The sequence below is a fragment of the Nitrospirillum guaranorum genome (assembly GCF_034653275.1).
Classification (GTDB): domain Bacteria; phylum Pseudomonadota; class Alphaproteobacteria; order Azospirillales; family Azospirillaceae; genus Nitrospirillum.
Window position 1 is genome coordinate 1,207,921 of record NZ_JAYEES010000001.1, and the last position, 10,740, is coordinate 1,218,660.

Annotated in this window: 7 protein-coding genes; 3 read left to right on the forward strand and 4 right to left on the reverse strand. The window is 69.4% G+C overall.

Annotation, left to right across the window (positions count from 1 at the left end):
• Positions 1 to 88: 88 nt before the first annotated feature.
• On the forward strand, positions 89 to 1,333 hold the full coding sequence (locus UAJ10_RS04920) for an SGNH/GDSL hydrolase family protein (RefSeq protein ID WP_322914242.1): 1,245 nt from the start codon (positions 89 to 91) through the stop codon (positions 1,331 to 1,333).
• A 42-nt stretch (positions 1,334 to 1,375) separates the two neighbouring features.
• Here UAJ10_RS04920 and UAJ10_RS04925 read toward each other — a convergent pair whose 3' ends face one another.
• Positions 1,376 to 3,241, reverse strand: coding sequence for a sigma-54-dependent Fis family transcriptional regulator (locus UAJ10_RS04925; protein WP_322914243.1), 1,866 nt, complete (start codon positions 3,239 to 3,241; stop codon positions 1,376 to 1,378).
• A gap of 249 nt (positions 3,242 to 3,490) precedes the next feature.
• On the opposite strand from UAJ10_RS04925, the gene adh reads away from it, so the two are divergent.
• Complete coding sequence (gene adh, locus UAJ10_RS04930) at positions 3,491 to 5,011, forward strand: aldehyde dehydrogenase (RefSeq protein WP_322914244.1); 1,521 nt, start codon at positions 3,491 to 3,493, stop codon at positions 5,009 to 5,011.
• On the forward strand, positions 5,011 to 5,445 hold the full coding sequence (locus UAJ10_RS04935) for a DUF779 domain-containing protein (RefSeq protein WP_322914245.1): 435 nt from the start codon (positions 5,011 to 5,013) through the stop codon (positions 5,443 to 5,445). The genes adh and UAJ10_RS04935 overlap by 1 nt, the downstream gene beginning before the upstream one ends.
• Here UAJ10_RS04935 and UAJ10_RS04940 read toward each other — a convergent pair.
• From UAJ10_RS04940 to UAJ10_RS04950, 3 genes are all read right to left on the reverse strand, one after another.
• The gene (locus UAJ10_RS04940) at positions 5,442 to 6,779 is read right to left on the reverse strand and encodes an APC family permease (RefSeq protein WP_322914246.1); all 1,338 of its coding nucleotides are present in this window, start codon (positions 6,777 to 6,779) and stop codon (positions 5,442 to 5,444) included. The genes UAJ10_RS04935 and UAJ10_RS04940 overlap by 4 nt on opposite strands.
• Before the next feature lie 145 nt (positions 6,780 to 6,924).
• Entirely contained in the window at positions 6,925 to 8,412 is a 1,488-nt protein-coding gene (locus UAJ10_RS04945; RefSeq protein ID WP_322914247.1) for a S10 family peptidase, read from the reverse strand.
• Positions 8,413 to 8,454: 42 nt separating this feature from the next.
• The gene (locus tag UAJ10_RS04950) at positions 8,455 to 10,590 is read right to left on the reverse strand and encodes an amidohydrolase family protein (RefSeq protein ID WP_322914248.1); all 2,136 of its coding nucleotides are present in this window, start codon (positions 10,588 to 10,590) and stop codon (positions 8,455 to 8,457) included.
• Positions 10,591 to 10,740: the final 150 nt, after the last annotated feature.

A 10,740-nucleotide genomic window follows, 5' to 3' on the forward strand; every position in this document is an offset into this window, starting at 1 on the left:
AACATCCATTTATTGCGGCGATAGGATGGGGCCATGGCGGCCGCCAGCCCAAACGCCGCCAACAAAAATTGAAGGGAGGATCACATCCATGCGGCGACCCACGATGCTTTCCGCGCTGCTCGCGGCTGGCCTGGTCACGGGCCTATGCGGCCCGGCCGGGGCGGCCGATGCCGGCACCTGGATCACCACCTGGGCGTCCAGCCCCTCCCTGCCCATCGAAAAGCTGCCCTTGCCCTTCTGGAAGCCGGCGCCAGAGACGCAGGGCACGGTGCGCTACACCCTGCGCATCAGCGCCGGGGGCGACCAGCTACGCGTTCGGCTCTCGGCCGAAACCTTGCCGCAGGATCTGCTGGTCGACCATGCCACCGTCGCGGTTGCCGATGTCCAGGGGCATGTGGCGCCCGGCACCTTCCGCACCCTGACCTTCGATGGCACCCGCGCCGTGCGCGTGCCGGCGGGCGCCCCGCTGGTCAGCGATCCCCTGGATCTGCCGCTCGATGCCGGCGCCGTGCTGGTGGTGAGCCTGCACCTGCCCCAGCCGGTGACGGTGCCGCAGGCGGACAACAACCATCACACCGACATCCTGCCCGGCGATGACCGGACGGAGGCGGTCGCCCTGGACGGCGCGCGGGCCGAGGACGCGCGGGAGATCGTGTCCGCCCTACTTGTCCATTCGGGCGCGAAGGCCCGGACCATCGTCGCGTTCGGCGATTCCATCACCGACGGCTTCGGCGCCAAGGACAGGCTGATGCGTGGCTGGCCGGACCAGCTGGCGGCCTTGCTGCGGGCCAAGGGCCTGCGGGACATCGGCATCGCCAACGCCGGCATCGGCGGCAACCGGATCTTGCGCGGGGAGGTCGGCCCGTCGGCCCTGGCCCGGTTCGACCGTGACGCGCTGGCGGTCCCCGGTGTCACCGACCTCGTCCTGCTGGAGGGAATCAACGACCTGGGCCTGAGCGGTCTGCCGACCCTGCGGACCAGCGCGACGCACCCGGTGGTGACGGGGGAGGACATCATCGCCGGCTATCGCCAGCTGATCGACCGGGCGCGGGCGCGGCACCTGCGGGTGCATGGCGCCACCCTCACCCCCGCCATGGGCGCCACCTTCCCCGGCTACGCCACGCCGGAGAAGGAAGCGGTCCGGCAAAAGATCAACACCTGGATCCGCACCAGCGGCGCGTTCGACGACGTGATCGATTTCGACGCCGCCGTCCGCGACCCCGCCCACCCCGACCGCATCCGCGCAGATTATGACTGCGGTGACCACCTGCACCCGTCCGATGCCGGGTACCACGCCATGGCCCAGGCGGTGCTGGCCGTCATCGCCCCCTGACCGTCATCGCCCCGTGACCAGCCCCCCTGGCCGGTCGCAGGATCAATCCAGCCGCATCCGCCGGTGCAGGGTGCTGCGATGCACGCCCAGTTCCCGGGCGGCGGCGCTGATGTTGCCCTGGTGCCGGGCCAGGGCCTGGCGGATGGCGTCATCCTCCCGCGTCTTCAGGTTGGGCGCCGGGGTGTCAACCGGTGCCGCGGACGCCAGGTCGGGCGGCAGGTCGGCCGGGGTGACCAGGGCCCCCGGCGGCGACAGGGCCACCAGGGTGCGCAGCAGGTTGGCCAGTTCGCGCAGGTTGCCGGGCCAGTCATGGCGGCGCAGCCGGTCGCGGGCGGCGGGGGCCAGGCGGATCCCCCGGTCGGCGGCGCCGAAGCTGGCCATCAGCGCATCGATGATGCCGTCCAGCGGGCGTTGGCGCAGGGGCGGCAGGGTCACCACCAGATGTTTCAGCCGGTAATAAAGGTCGGCGCGGAATGTGCCCTGGGCCACGCAGGCCGCCAGGTCGCGGTGGGTGGCGGTGACCAGCAGGAAATCCACCCTCACCGGGCGGCCGCCCACGGGCGTCACCTCCCCATCCTGCAGCACCCGCAGCAGGCGCGCCTGCAGGGCCGGCGGCATGTCGCCGATCTCATCCAGGAACAGGATGCCGCCGTCGGCCTGGCGGATCTGGCCGCGATGGCCGCCCCGCCGGGCGCCAGTGAAGGCGCCGTCCTCATAGCCGAACAGCTCTGATTCCAGCAGGCCTTCCGGAATGGCGGCGCAGTTGACCGCCACCAGGGGGGCTTGCGCCCGCGCGCAGGCGGCATGGGCCGCGCGCACGAACACCTCCTTGCCCGTTCCCGTTTCCCCCTGCAGCAGCACGGGGATGCCAGCGTCCAGCGCCAGGATGGCGCGGTCCAGCAGCGGCCGGGTGATGCCATCCCACAGCATGCCGTCCCTGGTGGCCGCCGGCGGGGGCAATTCCTTGGCCGGTCGGCGTATCGCCGGGCGGGTCCTGCCCGGCGTGGTGATGCGGGCATGCAGCGGGCGGCCGCCGTCGGCGGTGCGCAAGATACGCTCGCCCCGCGCCAAACCGCCGTCCAGCACACTTTCCAGCCGCACCCGGCCGATGGCGCCGGCGTCCAGGCCCAGCAGGGCCAGCGCCGCCGGGTTGGCCGCCCGCACCACACCATCGTCCACCGCCAGCAGGCCTTCCTGCGGGGTGCCCAGCCAGCCGGGGTGGGCATGCAGGCGCACCACCAACTCGTGCCCCTCTGCCGCCTGGCCCGTCCAGCGATGTTCCAGGTGGGCCACCGCCATGCTGGCCAGGCTTCGGGCGCTGGCGCCCTGGGCGTCCGACCGCGCCGCGCGCGTGTCGCCCGACAGGTCGATGACACCGGCCAGCGCGCCATAGGGGTCCATCACCGGCATGGCGGTGCAGATGAGGAAGGCGTTGTCGGTCAGGTAATGCTCCGCCCCCCGCACCTGGACCAACGCGCGTTCGGCCAGGGCGGTGCCGACGGCGTTGGTGCCCTCGTCATCCTCACCCCAGCCGGCGCCGGGCTGGAGGGAGACACGGCGGGCGCGGCGGACGAAGCCGGCGTCGCCGCGCGCGTCCAGGATCAGCCCACGGTCGTTGGTCAGCAGCACCATGCCGCCCAGGTCGCGCATGGCCTGGTGCAGGGTGTCCAGCTCCGGTGTCGCGAGATGCATCAGGGTGTGGTGGCGCTCGCGCAGCACCGCCAGGTCGGCCCGCGACAACGGATCCTGGCGGGCGGGCCGGTCGGCGCGCAGGCCCCGGTCGGCGCAGCGGCGCCAGGACCGGGCGATGATCGGCGGAATGGGCGTCCCCTCCAGGCCGCCCGCCTCGCCCAGCCGCTCGCGCGCCATGGCCAGGACGGCCGCCGGACTTTGCGGGGCGTTCGCCATGCTGATCCTCCCGATATTTGCGACAGGTGTCGCGGACATGTCGCGCGATGCGACAGGTCCAGCGCCCGTCTTTGGGGGAGAGCATGGGGCAGATCGCCGGCCCCCGCAACCCGACCTAAGTGGCATGGATTAAGGGCTTGATCCGGCGGGATTCCTGAAATGGCCCGCGCCGTTGGCACGGCCCTTGCCATTAGTAAGCCAGCGCAAACCGCCCGCCTGAGGCGCAAAACAAGCTGGAGGACACGTTACATGGCCAAGATCGCCCCCGGACAGTACGGCAGCCCGGTGTCGTTCAAGACCCGCTATGGCAATTTCATCGGCGGCGAGTGGGTGCCGCCGGCGTCCGGCGAGTATTTCCAGAACACCACGCCCATCACCGGCCAGGTCATCTGCGAGGTGCCGCGGTCGAACGCGGAAGATATCGAGCGCGCGCTGGACGCGGCGCACGCGGCCAAGCGCGACTGGGGCCGCACCTCGGCCGCCGACCGCGCCCGGGTGCTGGAAAGGATCGCCCAACGCATCGACGACAACCTGGAAACCCTGGCCACGGCGGAAACCTGGGACAACGGCAAGCCCATCCGCGAGACGCGCGCCGCCGACATCCCCCTGGCCGCCGATCACTTCCGCTATTTCGCCGCCGCCATCCGCGCGCAAGAGGGCGGGATTTCGGAGATCGACCACAACACCATCGCCTATCACTACCATGAGCCCCTGGGCGTGGTCGGCCAGATCATCCCCTGGAACTTCCCCATCCTGATGGCGACGTGGAAGCTGGCCCCGGCGCTCGCCGCCGGCAACTGCGTGGTGCTGAAGCCGGCGGAACAGACGCCGGTCAGCATCCTGGTGTTGATGGAACTGATCCAGGACCTGCTGCCCAAGGGCGTGGTCAATGTCGTCAACGGCTTCGGGGTCGAGGCCGGCAAACCGCTGGCCAGCAGCTCCCGCATCGCCAAGATCGCCTTCACCGGGGAAACCACCACCGGCCGGCTGATCATGCAGTACGCCTCGCAGAACCTGATCCCGGTGACCCTGGAGCTGGGCGGCAAGTCGCCCAACATCTTCTTCGACGACGTGGCGGCCCAGGACGACGCCTTCCTGGACAAGGCCATCGAGGGCTTCGTCATGTTCGCCCTGAACCAGGGCGAGGTCTGCACCTGCCCCTCGCGCGCCCTGATCCAGGAAAGCCTGTACGGCCGCTTCATGGACAAGGCGTTGGCCCGCGTGCAGGCCATCAAACAGGGGAACCCGCTGGACGGCGACACCATGATCGGCGCCCAGGCCAGCAGCGAGCAGCTGGAGAAGATCCTCTCCTACCTCGACATCGGCAGGAAAGAGGGCGCCAAGGTGCTGGCCGGCGGCAACCGGGCGGAACTGTCGGGCGACCTCGCCGGCGGCTTCTATGTCCAGCCCACGGTGTTCCAGGGCAACAACCGCATGCGCATCTTCCAGGAGGAGATTTTCGGTCCGGTCGTGGCCGTCACCACCTTCAAGGACGAGGAAGAGGCGCTGCACATCGCCAACGACACGCTGTACGGCCTGGGCGCCGGCGTGTGGACGCGCGACATCAACCGCGCCTACCGCTTCGGCCGGGAAATCCAGGCGGGCCGGGTGTGGACCAACTGCTACCACCTGTACCCGGCGCATGCGGCCTTCGGCGGCTACAAGCAGTCGGGCATCGGGCGCGAGAACCACGCCATGATGCTGGACCATTACCAGCAGACCAAGAACCAGCTGGTCAGCTACAGCCCCAACGCCCTGGGCTTCTTCTGATGGCGGGCCTGGCCATTCCCAACCCGGACAGCCAGGCCTCCACGGATCCCGGACCATCGGAAACGGTGGTCCGGGCCGCCGTGCTGAGGGTCGACGCCACGCCGGAGGCGCTGGCGCTGATCAAGAGGCTGGAGGCCCGCCACGGCCCCCTGCTGTTCCATCAGTCCGGCGGCTGCTGTGACGGCAGCGCGCCCATGTGCTACCCGCGCGGGGAGTTCATGATCGGCGACGGCGACGTCCTGCTGGGCGAGATCGGCGGCCAGCCCTTCTACATGGGCAAGGCCCAGTTCGAGTATTGGAAGCACACCCGCCTGACCATCGACGTCGTCCCCGGACGGGGCGGCATGTTCTCCCTGGAGGGGCCGGAGGGCGTGCGCTTCCTCACCCGGTCGCGGCTGTTCACGGACGAGGAGAACGCGGCCTTGAACGGCTAAACCGCCGCCAGGCGCTGTCTCCGCGTGTGGAAGTAATAGGCCAAGCCCAGCGCCAGCCAGACGGCCAGCAGGGCGTAGGGCCGCCAGTCGGTGCCGAAGCCCAGGGCCGCGATGACCAGGGCGGCCAACATGCCCAGGGCCGACAGCGCCTTCACCAGGCCCGGGCTGAAGCGCAGCCGGGCCTGGGCCCGCACCTCGGGGTGCCTGTCCGCCACGTTGTAGGCGGCCAGGCACGAGCCGAAGTATTTCATCATGGTCGGCACATTGATGGACAGCAGCAGGAACAGCAGGCTGTCGGGCAGGAACAGGCCGGTGCACGATGCCAGGAAGGCCACCACCGTCGCCACATGCGGCGTGCCGAAGCGCGGATGGATGCGGCCCAGCGGCGCCGGCAGCACACCGGTGGCGCCCATGGCGTAGAGGAAGCGGGCGTAGACCAGGAAGATGGCGTTCATCGACTTGATGAGCGCCGCCACCGCCGCCGTGACGATCAGCGGCGTGGCCCAGCGACCCAGAGTCGCCTGCGCCACCAATAGCAGGGGCGCCTTGGCTGAGCCCAGCGCCGCCGGTCCCACGACGCTGAGGGCGGTGAAGGAAACGGCGACGTAGACCACCACGGTCAGCAACAGGCCCAGGGCGATGCCCCAGGGCACGACCACCTTGGCGTTCTTGACCTCCTCCCCCACCTCGGTCGCGGTTTCGATGCCCAGGAACAACTGGATCATCAGCGGCAGGGCCAGCAGGATGGGATGCCACCCGCCGGTCACCGCCTCCACGAACAAATGCGGCTTCATCGCCGGGGCGCCGCTGACCACCAGCACGGCGAACAGGCCCAGCAGCATGATCATCAGCACCGTCTGGGCCCGCGCCGCCACGGCCACGCCCAGGTAGTTGAGGGCGAAGATCAGGGTGAACAGGCCCAGGATGACCGGCACCGCCGGCAGGGGCAAAACCATGCCCAGGTAGTTCATCAGCACCCGGCCCAGCACGATCATGACCACGGCATTGCTGAGCACCCGCAGCCAAACGATGGAAAAGGCGATGACCGGATGGCTGAACTGCCGCTGCCATTCGTATGAGGCGGCGGTGCGGGGCACGGCCGAGGCCATGTAGGCGTAGACCAGCGCGAACAGCACCATGGGCAAGGCGGCCAGCCCGGCCGCCACCAGAATGCCGGCACCACCCACCTGCGCGGCGGGCCCCAGGACGGAGAAGATGGCGGCGCCAATGGCGGTGCCGGCCCCGAGCATCACCAGGTCGATCAGGGTGACGCGCTGTTTCAAGCCACTGGGTTTCAGGCCACCGGGCTCAAGGCCGGCCTTGCTGTCGCTCATGGGGAAGGAACCAATCCTGATTGTGCTCGGTCAACGGCATCACCATGCCGTTGTAGGACGCGACGGCGTCCGCCGGAACGAGTACCGAAGGGCGCAGTGAGGAAGCCAAGCCCGCGGAAGCGGGCGCCCGGCGATTGAGGGAACACTATTGGCTGAGAAACGCGCGCACGTCGCGCGCCAGGGCGGCCCGCGCCTCGTTTCCCAGATAGGGCATGTGGCCCGAGGGGTAGAGATGGGTTTCCGTCCGGTCCTGGGGAACGCCGGCATGAGCGAGGGTGTAGGCGGCGGTGCCCAGGGTGGTCACCAGGTCATAATAGCCGGCGCCGACCATGACCCGCAGGTGCGGGTTGCGGCGCATGGCGGTGGCCAGGTCCTTGGCATGGTTGGTCTCGGCGCCGGAGGCCGTGCCGTAGTCCCAGCGGGCATTGACGGTACGGAAGGAAATGGCCTCGTACGCCTCCGGCACCGTCACTTTCAGGTCCTGGCGGACATAGTCGTTGAAGGCGCCGACGAAGCCCGGCACGTACTGGCCCATGGCCGGGTCGTCGGCCACCGGGTCCTTGGCGCTGCCGGCCAGCGGCAGGGTGTAGCGGCCGTCATAGGCCCCGACCTCCTGCCCCTCCGGCGCCAGCAGCTCATGCGCGAAGGTGGTGGTGCTCACGCGCAGGTCGTTGGCCTTGATGACGGCGGGTGACAGGCCGGTGAGCGTGGCGAGTTCCGCCGTCACCGCCTCTCGCTCCGCATCGCCCAGGGCGTTGCCGGCATACAGCGCCCTCAGGTAGCGGTCGGCGGCGAAGGCCTGGGCGGCGGCCACCTGTCCCTGCGCGGTGCAGCCGGCCGGCCCCTTATGGTGATAGCAGGCGGTGGCGGCCAGGGTGGGCAGCGCTGTCAGATAGCGCGTGTCCTCGCCCGCGGAGCCCGACATGTCCATGGCCTGGCCCAGCAGGATGATGCCGTTCAGCGTCATGCCGTCCATGGTGCCGGTCGCCATGGGGCCGCCGGCCAGCAGGCGGGCGACCACGGCGGCGCGGATGGTGCCGTAGCTTTCCGACATCAGGTATTTGGGCGCATTCCAGCGGTCATGCTCCCGCGTCCAGCGCTCGATGACGTCCACGGTCATCTGCGCGTCCTGCGCCGTGCCGTAGTACTGCTCCGGCTTGCCGTCCGGCAGGATGCGGCTGTAGCCGGTGCCGGGCGGATCGATCAGGACGATGTCGGCCACGTCCAGCGGGCTGTCGGGGTTGTCGATGGTATGGAAGGGGGGCGTCGTCGGCGGGTGCACCGGGTCGGCGAAGTCAACACGCTTGGGTCCGACGAAGCCCATGTGCAGCCACAGGCTGGCCGAACCCGGGCCGCCGTTGAAAACGAACACCACCGGCCGCACGGTGCCCTTGGGCACGTCGGTGCGTATGTAGCTGGTGGTGAAGACGCTGGCCGTCTTCTGCCCGGCCGGATCGGTCAGGATGGTTTCCGCCACCGCCGCCGTGTAGCGCAGCTTATGGCCGTTGAAGGTGCCGCTGTGCTCTGAGGTGAACACGCGCGGCGCGCCCGCAGCCTCCGTCGCGTTCGACGCCTTGCCTGCGAAACACGCCAGCATGACGCCGGCCATCAACGCCATCTTCCAAGTGCCCATCGCTGTTCCCCAACTCCTATTTGTTCTGAAGCCCCAGGGTGCTTAGTCGCCCATGTCGTCGTCGTGGCCACCGCCGAACAGTCCGGGCGCGCCCAGGCTGTCGCCAGGGCCGGCGTCCGCCTTGGGCGCCGTGACCGGCGGGGCGTCGGCGAAGGGCTTGATGCTCAGCGACTGGTAGATTTCGCTGGGGTAGTAGATGGCCCCGCCCTTCATCACCAGGCGCGGCTTCTTCACCGCGCGGATGTCCTGGGTGGGGTCGCCGGCGATCAGCACCAGGTCGGCCAGCTTGCCGCGCTCCACCGTGCCCACGTCGCCGTGGCCCATGTATTCCTCGGGCGACAGGGTGGACAGGCGCAGCACCTCCGCCGGGCTGATGCCAGCCATGGTGTACAGCTCCATCTCACGGTGCACGGTGAAGCCGGTGACGTCGTCGGTGCCCGGCAGCAGGCGAATGCCCTTGTCATGCAGCAGCTTCAGCGTCTCCAGCACCTTGCCGAAAGCCTTGACGTAGGCCTGGTCGTCGGCCGGCGACTTCAGCGGCACGAAGGTGCGCTTGCGGTAGCGCTGATAGCCGATGGGCATGTTGTCGAGATAGTCGACATCGCCCGGCGGCGTCACGCCGGCGCGGCTCAGCATCAGGCGTTCCAGGATGACGGCGGTGGGGTCATGGGCGATGTGCCCCTCTTCCATCAGCTTCACCGTCGCCTGCACGGGCGCGGAGTTCAGGTCCAGGTCGGCGGCGCGCGCCATGGCCGTCAGGCGCAGGGGCGTGCGGGTATCCTCCTCCGGCTTCAGCAGCCAGCCCAGCATCAGCTGGTTGATGTGGGTGATCTCGCTATAGCCGTCCCTGATGCAGCGGTCGGGCGTGTCGAAGGCCGGCACATGGCCGGTGACGGTCATGCCGCGCTTGTGCGCCTCCTCCGCGATGGGGCGAACCCAGTCGGGCGTCATGGAGTTGTAGATCTTGACCTGGAAATAGCCGCGGTCGGCATACCAGTCCACGGCCTTGACCGCGTCGGCCACCGTCTCCGGGATGATGCCGAAACGGGCGGAATAGGGGCTGCGGCCTTCCAGGAAGCCGTTGGGCGTGATGCGCGGGCCCGCCAGTTCCCCGGCCTCGATGCGGGGCATCAGGTCTTGCAGGAAGGCGTTGTCGTTGCCCATGTCCCGCGTCTCGGTGACGCCGGCCGCCAGGTAGAACAGCCCGGAATCGAGCGTCGTATGGGAATGCATGTCGTGCAGGCCGGGCATCAGCGTGCCGCCCTGCCCGTCCACGATCACCTGGTCTTCCGGTTCGGCGGTATCTTGATCCGCCGGCATGACCGCGGTGACGCGGTCACGCAGCACGATGACGGTGGATAGGCCGCCCAGCGTACCCGTGCGCGGATCGAAGACATGAACGTTCCGGATCCGAACCGGTTGCGCGTAGCGATGGGCCAGCGCCTTCTGCCGGTCGCGCGCCAGCGTACGCTCGGCGTCGGCGCCCAGGGCCTGGATGGCGTGCGCCTCTTTCTCATGGCCCTGGCGGATGGTCAGGTAGTGGCCGCCGAAAGTGGCGAACAGTCGGCCCGCCTTGTCCAGCAGCACATAGTCCGGCTGCAGGTTCACGCCCTCGATACGGTAGAGCGTCAGGGGCACGGCGTCCTTGCCCTGGCCCAGCGTGGCGGCCTTCACCTTCACCAGGCGCATGGTGCCGGCGGGCAGCAGCGGCAGGCTGTTGCCGGGCGCCTTCAGCAGGGCGCGGGCATAGACGCCCAGGGCCCAGGGGCTGTCGTCATTGACGACATACAGCGGCGCCTTGGCCGCCGGCACCGCCCCCTTGTCCGCCTGGCTGGTCCAGCTGGCCTGGCCGTCTTCCCATTTGAAACTTTCGTTGACGCTACCGCCCATCAGCGAGGTGCCGCCCACGGTCCAGCTGGTGGGGATGTCGCCGGCGCCGATGGTGAGATTTTCCTTGTGCTTCGGGCCCCGGCCGTTGTCGTCGACGTAATAGTCGACGCTGACCGACGCGCCATCGGTCGTGCCGGTGACGGTGCCGATGCTCTCCCCATTCTGGATGATGACCAGTTTTTCGGTGACGGCGGCGGCCTGCGCCATACCGGCTGTCAGGGCCAGCGCGGCGGCGCCGGTCAGCCAGAGGGGGATCGCCAGACGGCGGGGGGAAACGCGTGTGTTCATGCCCGGTGCTCCTGCTTTTTCCCTGGGGCCGCCTGAAGGGGCCGCTTGGGCGGGCCGCCTGGTTGCCGGCCCAGCCTGTCCGGCGCGCCGACGGCGCGGCCGGGCCAGGATCCCTGTATTGGGGAAAGCCTATCGCGGGCTGGGGGGATA

Bases quoted from the DNA above. Each gene is read 5' to 3' on its own strand.
- UAJ10_RS04920 (WP_322914242.1), top strand. From the start codon at position 89: ATGCGGCGACCCACGATGCTTTCCGCGCTGCTCGCGGCTGGCCTGGTC.
- UAJ10_RS04925 (WP_322914243.1), bottom strand. From the start codon at position 3,241: ATGGCGAACGCCCCGCAAAGTCCGGCGGCCGTCCTGGCCATGGCGCGC.
- adh (WP_322914244.1), top strand. From the start codon at position 3,491: ATGGCCAAGATCGCCCCCGGACAGTACGGCAGCCCGGTGTCGTTCAAG.
- UAJ10_RS04935 (WP_322914245.1), top strand. From the start codon at position 5,011: ATGGCGGGCCTGGCCATTCCCAACCCGGACAGCCAGGCCTCCACGGAT.
- UAJ10_RS04940 (WP_322914246.1), bottom strand. From the start codon at position 6,779: ATGAGCGACAGCAAGGCCGGCCTTGAGCCCGGTGGCCTGAAACCCAGT.
- UAJ10_RS04945 (WP_322914247.1), bottom strand. From the start codon at position 8,412: ATGGGCACTTGGAAGATGGCGTTGATGGCCGGCGTCATGCTGGCGTGT.
- UAJ10_RS04950 (WP_322914248.1), bottom strand. From the start codon at position 10,590: ATGAACACACGCGTTTCCCCCCGCCGTCTGGCGATCCCCCTCTGGCTG.